The organism is Solirubrobacter deserti (assembly GCF_027587175.1).
Taxonomy (GTDB): Bacteria; Actinomycetota; Thermoleophilia; order Solirubrobacterales; family Solirubrobacteraceae; genus Solirubrobacter; species Solirubrobacter deserti.
On record NZ_JAPCID010000029.1, the window covers coordinates 50,814 to 68,508 of the forward strand.

Consider the following 17,695-nt stretch of genomic DNA (forward strand, 5'->3'; position numbering starts at 1 on the left):
GCTTTAGCCGACCGCGGAGAACAGGACGGCGTCGTCGGAGAGCTGCTGCTTGAGCGTGCGCTTGAGCTGCGAGTGGATCTGGCAGATGCGGCTCTCGGAGACGCCCATGACCTCGCCGATCTCGCGCAGCGTCAGGTTCTTCACGTACAGCAGGACGGCGACCTCGCGCTCGCGCTGCGGCAGGGTGTCGAACGCGCGGCGGAACTTGTTCTTGGCCTCGGAGTTGGCGGCCTGGTGCTCCGGGTCGCGCTTGCGGTCGCCGTCGGCGAGCGTGTCGATGCGCTCGACGGTCGTCTCGTCGTCGGAGATCACGAGCGTGTTGAGCGACGTGACGTCCGAGACGGCGATGTCGTCCTCGCGGCGGCGCAGCTCGTCGACGGTGATGGAGAGCGCGTCGGCGAGCTCCTCGCGCGTCGGGCGGCGACCCTGGATCGTCGTGAACTGGTCACGGGCGCGAGCGATGTCGCGCTCCCAGCGGCGCAGCGAGCGCGGCGCCCAGTCCTGCCGGCGCAGCTCGTCGAGCACGGCGCCGTGGATGCGGGTCCACGCGAACTGCTCGAGCGTGGCGCCCTTCTCCGGGTCATAGCGGTCGATCGAGGCGATCAGAGCCTCGAGGCCGCACGAGATGAAGTCCTCGACCTCGCAGCGGGCCGGCAGCTCGCGCACCTTCTTGAAGACGATGTACTTGACCAGCGGCGCGTAGGTCATCACCAGGCGGTTGCGGACCTGGAGGTCACCGGTCGCCTTGTACTCACGCCAGAGCGCGAGGGCATCCTCGGCGCTGACGCGCCGGCGGCTGCCTGATGAGGTCGTGGACTTCATGACGGAAAAGGAACTCCTGAGGAGGGCTCTTGCGGACTGACGGACGCAGTCTGTATCGGGCGTTCACCCGAGTTTCTTCATCACCGATTCGGAGTAGGGCGCTTTTCGGACAGGCCGTATGCCCACGCCAGCACCTGTGCGACAGCCGTCCACATCTGCTCCGGAATCTCTTGTCCGAGCGCCAGGTCGGAGAGCGCCTTGGCCAGCTCCGGATCCTGGTGCACCGGCACCCCCGCCTCACGTGCGCGCTCGAGTATCTGCGCCGCGACGTGCCCGCGGCCGGCGGCCACGACTTTTGGCGCGCCGTCGCCGGTGTATTTGAGCGCCGCGGTGACGTCGCGCTCAGGCATACAGGTCCAGCGGCGTGTGCCGCGGCCGAACGTTGACCGTCGCCTCCAAACCCGCCGCCTCCAAGTTGGCGCGTAGACGCTCAGAAGCACCGGAGGCGACGACATGCGGGAGCCCGGCGGCGGTCGTGACCTCCGCCAGCAGGCGCTCCCCACGCAGCTCCAGGCGCAGGTCGAGCCTGCCGAGTGTGGGATGGGTGAACGCGAGCGAGACGACGTCCGCGAGCTCGCCGTCGGCCCCGCGCCGGCGCGCGGGAGGTTCTTCGACCTCCACGTGAGGTTGGAGCTGCATCTGCGGCAGCCCCTGGCCGATCAACGGGTTCGACGGGACGGTCTGCGGCGCCTGGGCGGCCTGAGCGCCGGGTTGCGCGGCCTGCGGCTCGATCTGCAGCCACACGCGCTCCGCCGTGACCTCCTTGACCTTGAGCTTGAGCGTCGCGCCGGCCTGGACCTCCGGCGGCAGCTCCGCCGTGACGGGCAGCCCGGCGATGACGAGCACGGCGTGCGTGTCCCCGCGCGAGGCGACGCGGGCCATCATCGACGCGCCTTCGCGGATCGGCACCTCCGGCAGCTGCGCGCGCAGCAGCGCGGCGGTGACAGCGATCGGATCCATGACTCAAGGATGCCCGTCCGGGCGCCGATGGGTGAACCCAGTATGGATCGCGGCCTTTATCTCGCAGCCTCAGGCATGCTCGCCGAGCAGATCCGCCAGGACCAGATCGCGAACGACCTCGCGAACGCGTCGACCGCCGGCTACAAGTCCGAGCGCACGACGCAGCAGTCCTTCGGCGAGATGCTCCTTACCAACTCCGTCACCGGCCAGCAGGTCGGCCGGGTCACGACCGCCGTCGGCGTCAGCGCCACGGTCACCGACTGGACCCCCGGCATGCTCAAGGAGACGGGCGAGCCGCTCGACTTCGGCATCAACGGCGACGGCTTCTTCGCCGTCCAGACCGACGATGGCACGCGCTACACGCGCAACGGGCAGTTCACCAGCGACGACCAGGGCCGCCTGACCACGCTGCAGGGCGACCCCGTCCTCGGCCGCAACAACCAGCCGGTCACGCTCGGCGCCGACGGCCGGGTCGACCCGCGTCAGCTCAACGTGGTGACGCTCAACGATCCGGAGAAGGTCGGCGACTCCTACGTCACCGGCACGCCGGGCAACGCCGGAGGCCAGACGGCCGGCAGCGTCCGCGCCGGCGCGCTGGAGGCCTCCGGCGCCGATCCGACCCAGGCCATGGTGGACATGATGGCCTCGTTCCGCTCCTACGAGTCGGGCCAGAAGGTCATCCAGACCATCGACGAGACCCTCGGCAAGGCCGCCGCCTCCGTCGGTTCCCTGACTTAGCTCAAGTCGTCCAGCTCCGAAGCCGATCTAGATATCAATGCTCGAAGGACTCCGAACCGCCGCGGCGGGCATGAAGGCGCAGCAGTTCAAGCTCGACGCCGTCTCCAACGACCTGGCCAACGCCAACACGACCGGGTACAAGCGTCTGCGCGTCGGGTTCTCGGACCTGCTGTACGAGCAGGGCGGGCGCCCCACGATCTCCAACGAGGCGCAGCTCGGCACGGGCTCGCGCGCCGTCCAGGGCGGGCGCACCTTCGAGCAGGGCAACCTGCAGCGCACCGAGAAGCCGACCGACGTCGCGCTCCAGGGACCGGGCTTCATGAAGGTCAAGCTGTCCGACGGCCGTGACGCGCTCACCCGCGACGGCAACTTCCAGATCGACGCCAACCGCCGGCTCGTGACCTCCTCCGGCGGCTTCGTGACGCCGACGATCACGATCCCCGAGGGCGTCGACGAGTCCGAGATCTCGATCGGCCGCGACGGCCAGGTGCTCGCCAAGGGCCAGGCCGTCGGCCGCATCCAGCTCGTCAACGTGCGCTCGCCGCAGAACCTCGAGTCCGTCGGCGAGAACGCCTTCGTGACCACCGCGCGCTCGGGCAACGCCGTCGCCGCGCCGGCGACCACCGTGCTCGAGCAGGGCGCGCTCGAGGGCTCGAACACGGACATGGCGCAGGCCATGACCGACATGATCGAGGCCCAGCGCACCTACCAGCTGACGTCGAAGGCGATCCAGACCGCCGACCAGATGATGGAAGTCGCGAACGGGGTCAAGCGATGAGCACGATCGGCTCGTCGATCCCGACGTACTCGCTGCCCGCCGACATCCGCGCGGCCGGCACCGACGCCGTCAAGGACTACAAGGCCGCCGTCGGGTTCGAGCAGATGCTCGCCGGGCAGCTGATGAAGAGCATGGTGAGCGAGAGCTCGCTCGGTGAGGGCCCGTACGCCTCGACCATGCAGGACACGCTGACCACGGCGCTGACCAGCGGTCAGGGTCTGGGCCTCGCACGCCAGATCTACAAGGAGATGCAGTCGTGAGCACGGTTCTCGAGGCCGAGCTGCTCGTCCACCTGGACCAGCAGATCCACTCCGCCCGCCAGCTGCTCAAGCTCGTGCTCGCGCAGGGCTCGGCCATCCGCGAGCGCGACACCGACGCGGTGCTTGCCCGCCTGGCCGACATCCAGGCCGAGATGGTGCGCCGCGGCGTGCTCGAGCAGGAGCGCACCAGCCTGCTGCAGCGCGCCGGTTCGGCGCTCGGCATGCCGGCCACCAACGTCACGCTCGAGCGCCTGTGCAGCCTGATCACCCCGGCGGCCGCGACCGCCGCGATGGAACGCTCCGCCGAGCTGCGCGGCCTGCTCGCCGAGATTGCCCGCGAGCACGGCATCAACCGTGCCCTCATGCGCCAGGAGCTGACGTTTCTGTCGCACCTGACCCGGCTCATCGGCCAGGAGGCCGAGCCGGGCTACAGCCCGCCCAACGGTGCGCGCCCCGCCGCCTCCCCGGCGCCGACCGCCTACCGCGCCCTCGACCTGCAGGCCTGACCCCACCTGAACGCTGATGCCCGTCTCCTCCTTCTTCGGCATGCAGACCTCCCTGAAGGGCCTGTTGGCCCATCAGCGCATGCTCGACACCACCGGCCACAACATCGCGAACGCCTCCACTCAGGGCTACTCGCGCCAGGAAGCGATGCTGCAGGCCTCGCCGGCGCTGCGCCTGACCTTGAGCAACGGCATCAACACCACGGGCGCGCAGCTCGGCTCGGGTGTCGACGTCACCGGCTTCCGGCGCGTGCGCGACCAGTTCCTGGACTCCCAGTACCGCGCGCAGAACACCAACCTCAACGAGTGGTCGGCGAAGGCCGAGGCGCTCGACAGCGCCGAGCTCTCCCTGGCCGAGCCGGGTGAGAACGGCATCAACGCGCAGCTCGCCAAGGTCTGGAACGCCTGGTCGGACTTCTCCAAGCACCCGACGACGCCGTCCGCCAAGCAGGCGCTCGTGCAGACCTCGCAGGGCCTGACCGACTCGATCCACTCCGTGCGCTCCCAGATGGTGGCCGCGCAGGAGATGGCTCAGGGCCAGTACCAGGACATCGTCGGAGAGGGTGGCCAGGTCGACAAGATCGCGACGGAGATCGCCGACCTCAACAAGACGATCGCGCAGTTCATGTCGATCGGGGAGCCCCCCAACGACCTGATGGACCGCCGCGACGTGCTCGTCGACCAGCTCTCCAACTACGGCCAGGTGTCAGTCGAGGCGCTCGAGGGCGGCTCCATGAACGTCTCGTTCGTGGACCGCACCAACGGCACCGCCTACCCGATCGTGACCGATCAGACCGCGACCTGGGACGGCCCGCCGATCGGCGACTGGAACCCCGGCGGCGAGATGGGCGGCCTGCTGGCCGTCGGCAAGTCGCCGGGCGGCACGATCGACGGCTACCTGGCCCAGATCGACACGATCACGCAGTCGCTCGCGAGCGCGGTCAACGGCATCTACGGCGGCGAGTTCTTCACCGTCGGCACGCCGGCCGGCGCCACGATCAAGGTCGCCGACGCGATCGTCGCCGACCCGAACTCCGTCATCGCGGGCTCGGGCACCGGCGCGTCCTCGAACGACATCGCGCTGCAGATCTCCCAGCTGCGTGGCAACGCGTCGATCGACGGCGCCTACAAGTCCTTCGTCGCCAAGGTCGGCGGCGACCTGAGCGAGGCCCAGCGCCTGCAGGGCAACGCGCAGATCCTCACCGACTCCGTCGAGAACCGCCGCCAGAGCGTGCAGGGCGTCTCGATGGACGAGGAGATGTCGAACCTGGTCCGCTTCCAGCGCGCCTATCAGGCCTCGGCGCGCGCCATGTCCACGATGGACGAGATGCTCGACGTCCTGATCAATCGCACCGGAAAGGTTGGCCTCTGATGCGCATCACGACCTCGATGATCCAGCGCAACGTCCTCAGTGATCTGAACCTGCTGTCGGAGAAGATGGCGAGAACGCAGTCCAAGGCCTCCTCCGGCAAGGAGATCACGCGCCCGTCGGACGACCCGTTCAACACGGCCCGCGCGATGGGCCTGCGCCAGACGATGGCGGCCAACGACCAGTACAAGGCCAACATCTCCGACGCCCAGGGCTGGCAGGACGCGACCGAGTCCGCGCTCGACGAGCTCGACACGTTCGTCGACCGGGCCAACGTCCTCGTGCTGCAGGGCTCCACCGACACGGCCGACGCCGAGTCCCGCAAGGCGCTCGCGCAGGAGATCGACCAGATCATCCAGGGCGTCAAGCAGTCCGCCAACACGACCTTCGGCGACAGCTACCTGATGGCCGGCACGGCCACCAACACGCCGCCGTACAAGCTCGGCGACGACGACACCTACCAGGGTGACGACGCCGGCCTGGACCCCAGCCTCCCGGGCGTCGTGCGCGAGATCGGGCCGGGCGTGACGATGTCCATCAACGTCGTCGGCCGCGAGCTCCTCGGCGACGGCGGCAACGACGGCAAGCTGCTGAGCGTCCTGCGCAACATCTCGACGCACCTGAAGAACAACGACAGCGCCGCGTTGCAGGGCACCGACACGACCGCGCTGAAGGCGAACCTGGACTCGATCCTCAACGTGCGCGCGCGCAACGGCGCGATGACGAACCGCCTCGACTCCGCGGCGATCCGCATCGATCAGATCCAGGGCGCCGTCAACGAGCAGCTGACCAACACCGAGGCCGCCGACTTCGCCAAGACGATGATCGAGTTCTCGCAGCAGTCCGCCGCCTACCAGGCCTCGCTGCGCGCCGGCGCGAACATCGTGCAGTCCTCGCTAATGGACTTCCTCCGTTAGGCCGATAGGTCCTTAGATCCGTTCCCTCCCTCCAGGAACCCCCTCTTACACATGTCCGCCATCACCTTTGAGTCCTCCCGCTTCGGCACCGTCGAGATCGCGGCTGAGGACGTCATCGAGTTCCCGACCGGGCTGATCGGCCTGTCGGGTTCCCGCTACGCGCTGATCGCCCCGTCCGAAGACGGCGCCTTCGCCTGGTTGCACTCGATCGACGACGCGGCGCTCGCGCTGCCCGTCGCCAACCCGTGGCACTTCTTCGGCGACTTCGAGGTCGAGCTGTCCGACAAGGCGTCCGAGCCGATCACGGCCGACCCGTCCGACGTCGCCGTCTGGGTGACCGTCCGCGCCGGCACCGAGTTGAGCGACTTCTACGCCAACCTGCGCGCGCCGATCCTCATCGCCGAGGGCAAGGGCCACCAGATCATCAACGAGGCCGCCGACGCTCCCGTCCGCGCCCCGCTGTTCCCGGCAGTAGCCGTCGCCGCGTAGCCACCGTTTATCTACAACCCCCCAGCTGGATCCAAGGAGGAACCATGCTGCTCATCACCCGCCGTGTCGGCGAGAAGATCATGGTCGGCGACGATGTCGTCGTGCACGTGATGGAGATCGTCGGAAACACCGTGCGCGTGGGCATCCAGGCGCCACGCAGCACGCCGGTCTACCGCGAGGAGATCTGGCACGCCGTCCGCGAGGAGAACCGCGCCGCGGCCGACGCCGCGCCGGTCGAGCTCCCCTCGCCCACAAAGGCATAGCCCGCAGCGCGCAACGGGTACGGTCTTGGCATGGACTTTGCCAAGACCGCCCGCAATCTCGCGATTGCCGACATCGTCCTCGCCTTCGCGCGTGACCGCGTGGCGACGATGATCCCGGGCGTCGAGCCGCGCAAGAAGCGGCGTCCGGGCGCCAAGACCCTGTTGCTCGGCGGCGGCGCGGCCGCCGCCGTGGCGGCCCTGTTCTTCAAGCGCGAAGCCGTCAAGGGCCTGATGCCCGGCGGCAGCGACTCCACCCCCGCGCCGGAGCAGCCCGGCGGCTACACGCCGCCGCCCGTGTCGAACTACGACGCGCCCGGTCCGGTGGCGAACACCGCGACCGCCGTGCCCGTCCCGCCCGCCCACGAGTCGCCGGCGATCGACGAGGCCGCCGAGGAGGCCGCCGCCGCGGCCGAGGCCGCCAACATCGGCGGCACCGTCTCCGACTATGCCGGCCCGGAGCTCGGCGAGGTCGCCGACGAGGCCGAGCGTCCGGTCGCCGAGTCCGGCGAGGGCGAGGCCGAGGGCCAGGAGCAGACCGAGGACGAGCTGCGCTCCGCGGCCGAGTCCACCGAGGGCGTGAGCCCGGAGCAGCACCAGATCGAGGACGCCATCGAGGCGGCCTCCAACCCGCCCGAGGAGGTCGAGCCGGTCAAGCCCGCCGACGACTCGGAGTGGAACACGTGGTCCGGGAGGTCCGTGAACCCGTAGACGCCCTGTGCGTCGCCTCGGTTTCGCGGTCAAGGTTCTCGGTGAAGGCGGGCTGCCGAGCCACGACGCGCGGCGCTGGCAGTCCGGCCCTCACCTCAAGCAGTCGCTCGAGTACCTCGCCGAGGTGCTCGAGTACCTGGGGCGCCACGAGATCCGGATGTACCGGATGACGTCCGACCTGGCGCCCTACGCGACGCATCCCGACCTGCCGCAGTTCCACTCGCAGGTCGAGGAGAGCGCGGAGGAGCTCGCACGGGTCGGCGCGCGCGCCCGCGAGCTGGACATCCGGCTCTCCTCGCATCCGGGCCAGTACATCGTCCTGAACTCCGAGAACGAGAAGGTCGTCGCGGGCGCGATCCGCGACCTCGAGGTGCAGGCCGCGCTGCTGGACGCGATGGGCTGCGGGCCCGAAGCGGTCGTCGTGCTGCACGTCGGCAGCGCGCAGGGCGACGGGCTCGGCCGTTTCGAGGCCGGCTTCGCGCGGCTCTCCGAGCGCGCGCAGGCGCGGCTCGTGATCGAGAACGACGACCGCACGTTCGGCCTCAACGACGTGCTGGAGCTGCATCGCCGCACCGGCGCGCGCGTCGTCTGGGACATCCTGCACCACCACTGCAACGACCCGGACGGCATCCCGGACCGCGAGGCGCTCGAGCTCGCGCTCGCGACCTGGCCGGCCGGCGTGACGCCCAAGATCCACTACTCGACGCCGAAGACGTCGATGGAGGAGCGCAAGAAGAAGGTCGGGCGCAGGACGGTGACCGAGTGGGTGCTGCCGCAGCTGCGCGCGCACGCGGACATGATCGACCCGATCGCGTTCGCCCACTTCCTGACCGAGACGGCGGCCGGCCTCGAGTTCGACGTGATGCTCGAGGCCAAGGGCAAGGACCTCGCGCTTTTACGTCTGCGTGAGCAAATCGAGCGGGAGATGCAAAAGCAGCACCGAACTTAACCCGAGCTCTTGCCCGGATCGGCCACAATACGACTCATTCCATGAGCACGCTCGTGGGCATGCAGCTCAGTGGCCGGTACCGGCTCGACGCCCAGATCGGCGCGGGAGGGATGTCGACGGTCTATCGGGCGTTCGACATCAACCTCGAGCGGCGGGTCGCGATCAAGCTCCTGCACCGGGAGATGGCCAGCGACTCCGACCAGCTGGAGCGCTTCCGCCGCGAGGCGCGCGCCGTCGCGCAGCTCTCGCACCCGCACATCGTCGGCGTGATCGACACCGGCGAGGACGAGAACCGGCCCTACATCGTCTTCGAGTACGTCGAGGGCGAGACGCTCAAGGATCGCATCCGGCGGCTCGGCCGCCTGCCCGTGGACGAGTCGCTGGCGTACGCGATCGAGATCGCCCGCGCGCTCGGGTCCGCGCACGCGCACGACATCGTGCACCGCGACGTCAAGCCACAGAACGTGCTGCTCGACGCCGAGGGCTCGGCCAAGGTCACCGACTTCGGGATCGCCCGCTCGTTGCGCGACGACGGCCTCACGGCCGACGGACGCGTGCTCGGCACGACCGACTACGTCTCACCCGAGCAGGCGCTCGGCCACGACGTGGACGGCCAGTCCGACATCTACTCGCTCGGCGTCGTGCTGTTCGAGATGCTCACCGGCGACGTCCCGTTCCACGGCGAGAACCAGATCGCCGTCGCCATGAAGCACGTTCGCGAGGACCTGCCGGACATCCAGGCGCTGCGGCCGGAGGTCTCGGCCACGACGGCCGCGGTCCTGGACCGCATGACCGACAAGGACCTCGCGCACCGCTACCCCGACGTCCCCGCGCTGGTCGCCGACCTCGAGGAGGCGCTGGCGATCGAGGCCGCCCGCTCGGGCACCTCGACGGGCGAGGCCACCGCCGTCATCCGCACGCTGCCCGCCCGCACGCAGCGCCGGCTGCCGTTCCGCATGCGCCACTCGATCCCGCTGCTGGCGGTGATCGCGATGGTCGGCGTGGGCGTGGCGCTGATCGCGATCCTGGCCAAGGAGGGCGTCGAGCGCACCGACTCGGGCACGGGCCCGGGGCGCGTCTCGACCCCGACGCCGCAGGGCGAGCGGATCGTGTCCGTCAAGAGCGGGTCCCCGCGGGACTACGACCCGCTCGGCGACGACGAGGAGCACGCCGAGGAGCGCACCCGCGTCGTGGACCGCGACCCCGGCACGGCCTGGTCGACCGAGAGCTACCAGGCCGGGATCCAAGGCGCGGGCAAGGCGGGCGTCGGCATCTACATCGACGCCCGGCCCAAGGTCGAGGCGGTCTCGCTCCAGCTCGAGACGCCCGACCCGGGCTTCAAGGTGACGATCTACGCCGCGCCGCCCGGCTCCGTGCCCGACACGGTGCCCGACGGCTGGAAGAAGGTCGGGGGCGGCACCGTGAACGCCAAGGACAAGACCTTCAAGCTCGACACCGACGGCACCGCCTACCGCTACTACCTCGTCTGGATCACCGAGCTCGCCGAGGGCGCGTCCGACGCCCAGATCTCCGAGATCCGGCTGTCCCAGAAGGTCCCGGCCTAAGGGAAGTGAGGGGACATCCCCTCCACCCCACCCCGATCATCCGACTTCACTAGAAGGCGACGGAGCGCTCGGCCTCGAAGCGCTCCACGGCCAGCGCGATCAGGCGGTCGCACAGCTGCGGGAACGGCAGCCCGGACGCCTCCCACAGCTTCGGGTACACGCTCGTCTTGGTGAAGCCGGGCATCGTGTTGAGCTCGTTGACCAGCACCCGCTCGCCGTCCTCGACGAAGAAGTCCACGCGGGCCAGCCCGGCGCAGCCGACGCGCACGAACGTCTCCACGGCCAGCCGGCGGACCTCCTCGAGCACGGGCTCGGGCAGCCGCGCGGGGACGACGAGCTCCATGCCGCCGTCGGTGTACTTGGCCTCGTAGTCGTACCAGTCGGCGCCGCTGGTGAGCACGATCTCGCCCGGGACCGACGCCTCGGGCGAGGCGCCGAAGCCGAGCACGGAGCACTCCACCTCCAGCCCGGGCGAGAAGCCCTCGACGATCACGAGGCTGTCGTGGGCGAAGGCGCCGTCGAGCGCGGGGCCGAGCTCGTCGGCGGTGCGCACCTTCGCGATGCCGACGGAGGAACCCAGCCGCGCCGGCTTGACGAACACGGGCAGCCCGAGCGCCGCCAGCTCCTCCAGGACGGCTTCCGGCTCGGCGCGCCAGCGCGGCTCGCGCAGGCCGGCGTACGGGACCTGCGGCACGACGCCCGCCAGCACGTCCTTGAAGACGACCTTGTCCATGCACAGCGAGCTCGCCAGCACCCCCGCGCCGACGTAGGGCACGTCCAGGAGCTCGAGCAGGCCCTGCAACGTGCCGTCCTCCCCGAAGGGGCCGTGAAGGACGGGAAAGACGACGTCGGCGCCGAGCAGCCCGCCGCCGGGCTTGAGCGACAGTGTCTGGCCCTCGTGGATCCAGTCTCCGTCGCGCTCGATCGTGACCGGTACGACCTCGTGACCGGCGGCGGCGATGCCGCCGCGCACGGCCGCGGCGGAGCTCAGGGAAACGTCATGCTCGGAGGACCGGCCGCCGGCGAGGACAGCCACCCTCATGGTGTTGGGGTCGCCGTGGGCGCGGCGTTGGGGTCAGGCACGATGGCAATGGTGACCGTGCCACCGGTCGAACGCCGGGTCCCGGCCTCCGGCGACTGCCCGATCACGCGGCCGACCAGTGTGGGATCGCCCGGCCGCTCGGTCGTCTTGACCCGGTAGCCGGCGTCCTCGAGCGTCTGCGTCGCCTCTTCGATCGTCGGGTTGCCGGTCGTCACGTCGGGGATCTGCGGGCGCTCCTTGGCCACGACCAGCGTCACCGTCGTCCCCGGCGGGACGTTCTCGTTCGCCGCCGGGTTCTGCTCGAGCACGGTGCCGGGCGGCTCCGAGCTCTCGCGCTCCTCGACGTCGGTCCCCAGCCCGACGCCCTGCAACACGGTGTTGGCGCCCTCGGCGGTGTTGCCGACCACGCCCGGGACGATCACGAGCTGCTGCCCACGGCTGACCGTGAGCGTGATCGTGCGCCCCTTGGTCGCCTGGCGGCCCGCGGGCGGCGAGGTGCTGATCACGTCGCCCTCGGCGACACCGTCGGAGTACTCGCGCTCGACCTTGGTCTTGAAGCCCGCGTCGCGCAGCGTCTGCTGCGCGTCGGCCTGCGACTGACCGGCCACGTCCGGCACCGCCGTGGTGCCCGGGCCCGCGGACACGCGCACCTCCACGACCGTGCCCTCGCGCACCTCGTCGCCGGCCTCCGGGTTCTGGGAGATCACCTCGTTGCGGGGGACGTCGTCGTCGACCACGTCCTCGAAGTCGGGCTCGAGCCCGCGCCGCTGCAGGATGTCGGCGACCTCCTCGGCGTCGCGGCCGACGAGGTTGGGCACCGTCACGCGGTTGCCCGCCAGCAACAGGTACGCGCCGACGGCCAGCGCGGCGATCAGGACGAGCGCGCCGAGCGCCCACAGCCAGCCGCGGGAGCGCTCAAGCTCCTCCTCGACGGGCGCCGGCGGGACGTGGTCGACGACCACCTGCCGCGTCGGGGCGCGGCGCGCCTGCTCGAGCGCGGCGACGAACTCCTCCGCGCTCTGGAAGCGCCGGTTCGGGTCCTTCTCCAGCGCGCGCATCACGACGGCCTCGAGCGCCGGCGGGATGCCCGGGCGCAGCTGGCCCGGCGGGACCGGCAGCTCGTTGACGTGTTTGAGCGCGACCGACACCGGCGCCTCGCCGTCGAACGGCACCCGGCCGGTGAGCAGCTCGTAGAGCACGATCCCGGTCGAGTAGAGGTCCGAGCGCCGGTCGACGGGCATGCCGTTGGCCTGCTCGGGCGAGAGGTACTGGACCGTGCCGACGATCGAGCCGGTCTGCGTCATCTCCGAGTTGCCGGCGCGCGCGATCCCGAAGTCGGCGACCTTCGCCTGGCCCTCGGGGTCGAGGATGACGTTCTGGGGCTTGACGTCGCGGTGGACGATCCCGCGCCGGTGCGCGTAGCCGAGCGCCCGCAGCAGCTGCTCGGTCAGCCCGACCGCGATGTGCGGCGGCAGCGGGCCGCGCTGCTGGACGACCTCCTTGAGCGTCTGCCCGTCCACCAACTCCATCGCGATGTAGGGCGTCCCGTCCCACTCGGAGCGGTCGAAGATGCCGACGATGTTCGGGTGCGTGAGCGAGGCGGCGGCCTGCGCCTCGCGCCGGAAGCGCTCCTGGAACTCCGGGTCCTCGGCGAAGCGCGACCCGAGCAGCTTGAGCGCGACCCGCCGCCCGAGCACCTCGTCCTGCGCGCACCAGACCTCGGCCATGCCGCCGGCGCCCAGGCGCTTGAGCACCCGGTAGCGGCCGTCGACGATGGTGTCAGGGGCGACGTGCACGGCTCACTGACCCAGGGCTTGGAGGACCTGCTTGGCGATCGGGGCCGCGACCGTGCCGCCCTGGCCCCGCTCGCGCTCGATGATCACGGCCACGGCGACGTCCTCGGTGAAGCCGATGAACCACAGGTCGTTGATGCCCTGCTCGATGTTGATCTCGGCCGTGCCGGTCTTGCCCGCGACGGTGACGCCTTCCAGCGCCGCGGCCGTGCCGGAGCCCTCGCGCACCACGGAGCGCATCATCGTCGCGACCTTCTCGGCGCTGTCGCGGGACATCACACGCTCGGCCTGCTCGGGCATCGGCTCGTCGACCGTGCGCCCGTCCGGGTCGATGACGCGCTGCACGAGCCGCGGCTCCATCCGCACGCCGCCGTTGCCGATCGTCTGCGCGACGGTCGCCATCTGCAGCGGCGTGACCAGCAGCAGGCCCTGCCCGATCGCGGTGCGCCCGACGTCCACCCGGTCCGAGCGCATCGGCAGGATCTCGTTGCGCTCGGTGTCCCGCGGACCGCTGGAGAACATCTGCGTGTCCGGGTAGTCCATCGGCGGCTTCTCCCCGAAGCCGAAGCGATCCATGTACTCCTGCATGCGCTCGCGCCCGAGCTTGACGCCGACGTCCGCCCACACCGTGTTGACGGAGTTGGTGAGGGCCTCGGTGAGCGTGATGTCGCCATAGCTCTGCTGCTGGAAGTTGTTCAGCGGCGTCCCCGAGATCACCTTCCCGTTGCGACCGTTCACCCGCGACTCGGGCTGGTAGCGGCCGGAGTCGATCGCCGCCGTGGCCGTGACGGTCTTGAACGTCGAGCCGGGCGGATACAGGCCCTGGGTGGCGCGGTTGAACGTGCTCTCGGCCTCCTGCGGCTTGTCCGGGTCGAACGACGGCGTGCCCGCCATGACCTTCACGGACCCGTCGCGGACGCCGAGCGCGACGACCGCGCCCTTGTGCCCCTGCAGCAGGTCGTAGGCCAGCTCCTGCGCGCGCGGGACGAGCGTGGTCTGCAGGTCGTCGCCGATCTGCGGCTCGGTGATCAGCGAGTCCACGAGGCTCGTGAGCTCCTCCTTGCGGCCGACGAGCGCGTCGTTGTAGTACGCCTCCAGGCCCTGGCGGCCGAAGCGCACGTTGTCGAAGCCGATCGGCAGCGCGAACAGGCGTCCCGTGGGGTAGCGGCGACCGTAGCGGTCGCCTGACAGGCGCGTGCTGCCGGCCAGCACGTCCCCGTTGGCCGCGCGGATCACGCCGCGCTTGATGCGCTGCTCCTCGATCCGCACGCGCGCGTTCTTCGGGTTCTCGCGCAGCTGCTGCTCACCGAACACCGCCCAGCGGGACGTGAAGCCGATCAGCACCGCGAACAGCAACAGGAAGACCATGAAGAGGCGGTAGATCGGGACGTTCATGCGGGCCTGCGCGCTCGGTTGGAGATCAGCAGCAGCAGCGCCAGCAGGATGAAGTTCGCGACGATCGAGGATCCGCCGTAGCTCACGAAGGGAAGGGTGACGCCCGTGAGCGGGATCACGCGCGTGACGCCGCCCACGATCACGAACACCTGCAGCGCCATGACGGCCGTCAGGCCAGTCGCCAGCAGCTTGGAGAAGCTGTCGGTCGCGAGCGTGGCGATCTTGAAGCCGCGCTCGGCGATCAGCAGGTAGGTGGCGATCACGCCCGCGCCGCCGAGCAGGCCGAGGTCGTTGACGATGACGGCGAAGATCATGTCCGTCTCCGGCGCCGGGATCAGCGGCCCGCCGTCGGGCACGCGCAGGACGGCGGCGCCGAGGCCGCGGCCGAAGAGCCCGCCGTCCGCCATCGCGAACATGCCGTTGGCGATCTGGTACGAGCCGCCCGGCTGGTCATACAGGCCGGGCGCGAACGGGTTCAGCCAGACGTCGATGCGGTCCTGCACGTGGCCGACCGTCGAGGAGAAGAACCATGCGCCGGCCGCGAACATCAGCAGCCCGATGACCACGAAGCTGAGCCGGTTGGTGGCCACGTACAGCAGCGCCAGGAACGCGCCGAAGTACATCAGCGACGAGCCGAGATCGCGGATGAACACGAGCATGAACATCGCCGCGCCCCAGACCACGAGCAGCGGGCCGAGGTGCTTGAGCGGTGGGATCGTCACGCCCAGGATGCGTCGCGAGCCCTGCACCAGCACGCGCCGCGTGTCCTGCAGGTAGGCGGCGAGGAAGATGACGATCGCGATCTTGCCCAGCTCGGAGGGCTGGAACGAGATCGGGCCGATGCGCACGCCCAGGTACGCCCCGTTGACCTGCTCGCCGATGCCCGGCACGCGCGGGAGCAGCAACAGCAGCAGGCCGGCGAACGCGATCGTGTAGCGGTAGCGCTCCAGCAACCGGAAGTCGCGCAACAGGAAGATCGTGAGCGCGAACGCGATCAGGCCGATCACGAACCACTGCGCCTGGACGCGCGCGAGGTCCTCGTCGATCCGGTAGATGACGACCAGCCCGAAGCACGCAAGGACCGCGACCAGCGGGAACAGGTACGGGTCCGCGTACGGCAGCGTGAAGCGGATCACGAGGTGCGCGACGAAGCACAGCCCGAGGAACATCCCGCCGTACGTCAGCGAGACGTTCGAGAGCAGCTCGTTGCGCTGGATGAAGATCGCGGCGAACCCGGCGGTGAGAAGCAGGGACGCCGGGATCAGCGCCATCAGCTCGCGGTTGCGGGCCGACATCTAGGAGATGCGGCCTTCTTCGAGGGCTCTGACCAACCCCTCGGCGTCGTCCTTGGAGCGCAGCTTGTGGTCGGTGAAGGTGGAACGACGGCGCGCAGGGACGCTCTGGAGGGTCACCCCGGAGTGCTTGACCGGCTGATAGAGCTCGATGCCGAGCGGGAGTTCGTACGGCAGGCCGTGGTAGAGCGTCACCACGTTCCCCCGGGTGTCGTCGACGCCGACGAAGTACACCTGTCGCGTCGCGAGCCAGAAGGCGGCGAGCAGGCCGACCAGGCTTCCGAACGCGATCAGCTTCCCGGGCGAGAAGAGCCGGCGGACGCCTCGGCGGCGCGGCGCTGCGGGCCGGCGAGGCGGCGCGTGGGTGCGTGCCTCCTCGTCTTCGATGAGCTGCGCGCGCGGGCGCACCGCGGACAGCGCGACGGTGCCGGAGGCGCGGTACTCCGCCTCGGCCTCGTCGGAGGCGCGGCCGCGGACGGCGTCGGTGCCGCGCGTGTGGCCGGTCGGCCGGCTCACGCCCTGGCGCGGCTCGACGGCCTCGCCGGCGAACGTCTGGTACTCGCTGGTGTCGCCCTCGCCGTCGTCCTCCGGGATCTCGTACGCCTCGGTCGGCGTGTCCAGCGCCGAGGACACCGGCGCGTCCACTTCTTCGAGCCGGAACAGGATCACCGTGATGTTGTCGCGCCCGCCGTTGGCGTTGGCGGCGGCGATCAGGGAACGGCCGAGGTCGGCGAGCGGACGATCGTCGCCGACCAGCATCGGCTTGAGGTCGGGCTCGCGCACCATCGCCGTCAGCCCGTCCGAGCACAGCAGGAACAGGTCGCCGGCCTGGGCGCGCTCCTCGAACACGTCCACCTGGACGTCGGGCTCCGGGCCGAGCGCGCGCGTGATCACGGAGCGCTGCGGGTGCGTCTCGGCCTGGTCCGGCGTGAGCTTGCCGCGCTTGATGAGTTCCTCGACGAGCGAGTGGTCCTCGGTCAGCCGCGTCAGCTCGCCGTCGCGCGCCACGTAGCAGCGCGAGTCGCCGACGTGGGCGATCGTGACCACGTTCTCGCCCACGTGCGCGGCGGTCACCGTCGTCCCCATCCCGGCCCGCCCGGACTGCGTGCGCGAGCGCTCGTGGATGTGCCGGTTCGCCTCCTCGATGATGTGCCGCAGCCCCGGGCCGGGCGCGGTGCCGTCCGGCAACCCGCCCGTGAAGGACTCGACCGCCATCTCCGACGCGACCTCGCCCGCCTGCGCGCCGCCCATGCCGTCGGCGACGACGAACAGCGGGGCGCGCACGAAGTAGTTGTCCTCGTTGCCCTGCCGTTGCAGGCCGAGGTCGGACCCGTGCCAGTGCTCAGAGATTCTCAGCATCTACCGCTCGAAGGAGAACTCGCTGTCGCCGATCCGGATCATGTCGCCCGGGTGCAGGGGCTGTGCTCCGCGCAGCGGCTCACCGTTGAGATACGTGCCGTTCGTGGAGCCGAGATCCTCCAAGACCATCACATCCCCCTGTGGGACGAGGCGTGCGTGCTGTGAGGACGCGAACCCGTCCTCGAGCCGGATGTCGGCCTGGTCTCCGCGCCCCAGCAAGGCTCCCTCGGTGAGATCATAGGCGGAGCCCGCCGCGAGCCCCGCCGCCGTGCGCACCCGCAGCTTGGGACGCCCGCGCTGCGGCGGTGTCGACGGCGCCGACGCGGAGTGCATGCCGGTCGCGCCCTCGACGTCCGCGCTCGGACCCGTGTACGCCGCCTCCGTCCCGCGCCGCAGGTCCTTGAGCGCGGAGCGCGCGACCCACAGCAGGAACAGGTACAGCACGGCGAGGAAGCCGAACTTGAGCGCGACGGAGACCGGTTCCAGTTCCATC

At 70.3% G+C, this 17,695-nt stretch carries 20 protein-coding genes; 11 read left to right on the forward strand and 9 right to left on the reverse strand.

Annotation, left to right across the window (positions count from 1 at the left end; translation table 11 throughout):
- Positions 1–3 precede the first annotated feature (3 nt).
- The 3 genes from OJ962_RS19860 to OJ962_RS19870 all read right to left on the reverse strand — a co-directional run bounded on the left by OJ962_RS19860 (position 4) and on the right by OJ962_RS19870 (position 1,782).
- Positions 4–822 (reverse strand): sigma-70 family RNA polymerase sigma factor, encoded by an 819-nt coding sequence (locus tag OJ962_RS19860; protein ID WP_202954562.1) that lies wholly within the window; start codon positions 820–822, stop codon positions 4–6.
- 80 nt (positions 823–902) lie between these two features.
- Positions 903–1,172 (reverse strand): EscU/YscU/HrcU family type III secretion system export apparatus switch protein, encoded by a 270-nt coding sequence (locus OJ962_RS19865; protein WP_202954563.1) that lies wholly within the window; start codon positions 1,170–1,172, stop codon positions 903–905.
- Positions 1,165–1,782 carry a hypothetical protein gene (locus OJ962_RS19870; RefSeq protein WP_202954564.1) on the reverse strand — a complete coding sequence of 206 codons (618 nt, stop codon included), beginning with the start codon at positions 1,780–1,782 and terminating at the stop codon, positions 1,165–1,167. Before OJ962_RS19870 ends, OJ962_RS19865 begins: the two co-directional genes overlap by 8 nt.
- Before the next feature lie 42 nt (positions 1,783–1,824).
- Between OJ962_RS19870 and OJ962_RS19875 the strand changes: the two genes are divergently transcribed.
- The 11 genes from OJ962_RS19875 to OJ962_RS19925 are packed head-to-tail and all read left to right on the forward strand — an operon-like array spanning position 1,825 to position 10,321.
- Positions 1,825–2,520: a flagellar hook-basal body protein gene (locus OJ962_RS19875; RefSeq protein ID WP_255525875.1), complete on the forward strand. Its 696-nt coding sequence runs from the start codon at positions 1,825–1,827 to the stop codon at positions 2,518–2,520.
- A 37-nt stretch (positions 2,521–2,557) separates the two neighbouring features.
- Complete coding sequence (locus tag OJ962_RS19880; RefSeq protein WP_202954566.1) at positions 2,558–3,298, forward strand: flagellar hook-basal body protein; 741 nt, start codon at positions 2,558–2,560, stop codon at positions 3,296–3,298.
- The gene (locus OJ962_RS19885) at positions 3,295–3,558 is read left to right on the forward strand and encodes a hypothetical protein (RefSeq protein ID WP_202954567.1); all 264 of its coding nucleotides are present in this window, start codon (positions 3,295–3,297) and stop codon (positions 3,556–3,558) included. Before OJ962_RS19880 ends, OJ962_RS19885 begins: the two co-directional genes overlap by 4 nt.
- A complete protein-coding gene (gene flgN, locus OJ962_RS19890) occupies positions 3,555–4,064 on the forward strand; it encodes a flagellar export chaperone FlgN (RefSeq protein WP_202954568.1) in 510 nt (169 codons plus the stop codon). Before OJ962_RS19885 ends, flgN begins: the two co-directional genes overlap by 4 nt.
- Before the next feature lie 16 nt (positions 4,065–4,080).
- On the forward strand, positions 4,081–5,433 hold the full coding sequence (flgK, locus tag OJ962_RS19895; protein ID WP_202954569.1) for a flagellar hook-associated protein FlgK: 1,353 nt from the start codon (positions 4,081–4,083) through the stop codon (positions 5,431–5,433).
- On the forward strand, positions 5,433–6,347 hold the full coding sequence (gene flgL, locus OJ962_RS19900; RefSeq protein ID WP_202954570.1) for a flagellar hook-associated protein FlgL: 915 nt from the start codon (positions 5,433–5,435) through the stop codon (positions 6,345–6,347). Before flgK ends, flgL begins: the two co-directional genes overlap by 1 nt.
- Positions 6,348–6,398: 51 nt before the next feature.
- Positions 6,399–6,836, forward strand: a complete 438-nt coding sequence (fliW, locus tag OJ962_RS19905; protein WP_202954571.1) for a flagellar assembly protein FliW — start codon at positions 6,399–6,401, stop codon at positions 6,834–6,836.
- Positions 6,837–6,880: 44 nt separating this feature from the next.
- Complete coding sequence (csrA, locus tag OJ962_RS19910; RefSeq protein ID WP_202954572.1) at positions 6,881–7,099, forward strand: carbon storage regulator CsrA; 219 nt, start codon at positions 6,881–6,883, stop codon at positions 7,097–7,099.
- Between the two features lie 30 nt (positions 7,100–7,129).
- Positions 7,130–7,807 carry a prolipoprotein diacylglyceryl transferase gene (locus OJ962_RS19915; protein ID WP_202954573.1) on the forward strand — a complete coding sequence of 226 codons (678 nt, stop codon included), beginning with the start codon at positions 7,130–7,132 and terminating at the stop codon, positions 7,805–7,807.
- A 7-nt stretch (positions 7,808–7,814) separates the two neighbouring features.
- Positions 7,815–8,756, forward strand: coding sequence for a UV DNA damage repair endonuclease UvsE (gene uvsE / locus OJ962_RS19920; protein ID WP_202954574.1), 942 nt, complete (start codon positions 7,815–7,817; stop codon positions 8,754–8,756).
- A gap of 41 nt (positions 8,757–8,797) precedes the next feature.
- Positions 8,798–10,321, forward strand: coding sequence for a protein kinase domain-containing protein (locus tag OJ962_RS19925; RefSeq protein ID WP_202954575.1), 1,524 nt, complete (start codon positions 8,798–8,800; stop codon positions 10,319–10,321).
- Positions 10,322–10,370: 49 nt separating this feature from the next.
- On the opposite strand, the gene OJ962_RS19930 is transcribed toward OJ962_RS19925, so the two are convergent.
- The 6 genes from OJ962_RS19930 to OJ962_RS19955 are packed head-to-tail and all read right to left on the reverse strand — an operon-like array spanning position 10,371 to position 17,694.
- Positions 10,371–11,363 (reverse strand): D-alanine--D-alanine ligase family protein, encoded by a 993-nt coding sequence (locus tag OJ962_RS19930; RefSeq protein ID WP_202954576.1) that lies wholly within the window; start codon positions 11,361–11,363, stop codon positions 10,371–10,373.
- Complete coding sequence (locus OJ962_RS19935) at positions 11,360–13,159, reverse strand: Stk1 family PASTA domain-containing Ser/Thr kinase (RefSeq protein ID WP_202954577.1); 1,800 nt, start codon at positions 13,157–13,159, stop codon at positions 11,360–11,362. The genes OJ962_RS19930 and OJ962_RS19935 overlap by 4 nt, the downstream gene beginning before the upstream one ends.
- 3 nt (positions 13,160–13,162) lie before the next feature.
- The gene (locus tag OJ962_RS19940; RefSeq protein ID WP_202954578.1) at positions 13,163–14,551 is read right to left on the reverse strand and encodes a peptidoglycan D,D-transpeptidase FtsI family protein; all 1,389 of its coding nucleotides are present in this window, start codon (positions 14,549–14,551) and stop codon (positions 13,163–13,165) included.
- The gene (locus OJ962_RS19945; protein ID WP_202954579.1) at positions 14,548–15,846 is read right to left on the reverse strand and encodes an FtsW/RodA/SpoVE family cell cycle protein; all 1,299 of its coding nucleotides are present in this window, start codon (positions 15,844–15,846) and stop codon (positions 14,548–14,550) included. Before OJ962_RS19945 ends, OJ962_RS19940 begins: the two co-directional genes overlap by 4 nt.
- Positions 15,847–17,202 (reverse strand): Stp1/IreP family PP2C-type Ser/Thr phosphatase, encoded by a 1,356-nt coding sequence (locus tag OJ962_RS19950; protein WP_202954580.1) that lies wholly within the window; start codon positions 17,200–17,202, stop codon positions 15,847–15,849.
- Positions 17,203–17,694, reverse strand: coding sequence for an FHA domain-containing protein (locus OJ962_RS19955; protein ID WP_202954581.1), 492 nt, complete (start codon positions 17,692–17,694; stop codon positions 17,203–17,205). It lies immediately after the preceding gene.
- Position 17,695: the final 1 nt, after the last annotated feature.

Excerpts from the sequence above, each read along its gene's own strand:
- OJ962_RS19930 (WP_202954576.1), bottom strand. The coding sequence starts at position 11,363 with ATGAGGGTGGCTGTCCTCGCCGGCGGCCGGTCCTCCGAGCATGACGTT.
- OJ962_RS19875 (WP_255525875.1), top strand. The coding sequence starts at position 1,825 with ATGGATCGCGGCCTTTATCTCGCAGCCTCAGGCATGCTCGCCGAGCAG.
- OJ962_RS19955 (WP_202954581.1), bottom strand. The coding sequence starts at position 17,694 with ATGGAACTGGAACCGGTCTCCGTCGCGCTCAAGTTCGGCTTCCTCGCC.
- csrA (WP_202954572.1), top strand. The coding sequence starts at position 6,881 with ATGCTGCTCATCACCCGCCGTGTCGGCGAGAAGATCATGGTCGGCGAC.
- OJ962_RS19925 (WP_202954575.1), top strand. The coding sequence starts at position 8,798 with ATGAGCACGCTCGTGGGCATGCAGCTCAGTGGCCGGTACCGGCTCGAC.
- OJ962_RS19940 (WP_202954578.1), bottom strand. The coding sequence starts at position 14,551 with ATGAACGTCCCGATCTACCGCCTCTTCATGGTCTTCCTGTTGCTGTTC.
- OJ962_RS19870 (WP_202954564.1), bottom strand. The coding sequence starts at position 1,782 with ATGGATCCGATCGCTGTCACCGCCGCGCTGCTGCGCGCGCAGCTGCCG.
- OJ962_RS19880 (WP_202954566.1), top strand. The coding sequence starts at position 2,558 with ATGCTCGAAGGACTCCGAACCGCCGCGGCGGGCATGAAGGCGCAGCAG.
- flgL (WP_202954570.1), top strand. The coding sequence starts at position 5,433 with ATGCGCATCACGACCTCGATGATCCAGCGCAACGTCCTCAGTGATCTG.
- OJ962_RS19945 (WP_202954579.1), bottom strand. The coding sequence starts at position 15,846 with ATGTCGGCCCGCAACCGCGAGCTGATGGCGCTGATCCCGGCGTCCCTG.
- OJ962_RS19865 (WP_202954563.1), bottom strand. The coding sequence starts at position 1,172 with ATGCCTGAGCGCGACGTCACCGCGGCGCTCAAATACACCGGCGACGGC.
- fliW (WP_202954571.1), top strand. The coding sequence starts at position 6,399 with ATGTCCGCCATCACCTTTGAGTCCTCCCGCTTCGGCACCGTCGAGATC.
- OJ962_RS19860 (WP_202954562.1), bottom strand. The coding sequence starts at position 822 with ATGAAGTCCACGACCTCATCAGGCAGCCGCCGGCGCGTCAGCGCCGAG.
- OJ962_RS19950 (WP_202954580.1), bottom strand. The coding sequence starts at position 17,202 with ATGCTGAGAATCTCTGAGCACTGGCACGGGTCCGACCTCGGCCTGCAA.
- flgK (WP_202954569.1), top strand. The coding sequence starts at position 4,081 with ATGCCCGTCTCCTCCTTCTTCGGCATGCAGACCTCCCTGAAGGGCCTG.
- OJ962_RS19915 (WP_202954573.1), top strand. The coding sequence starts at position 7,130 with ATGGACTTTGCCAAGACCGCCCGCAATCTCGCGATTGCCGACATCGTC.
- OJ962_RS19885 (WP_202954567.1), top strand. The coding sequence starts at position 3,295 with ATGAGCACGATCGGCTCGTCGATCCCGACGTACTCGCTGCCCGCCGAC.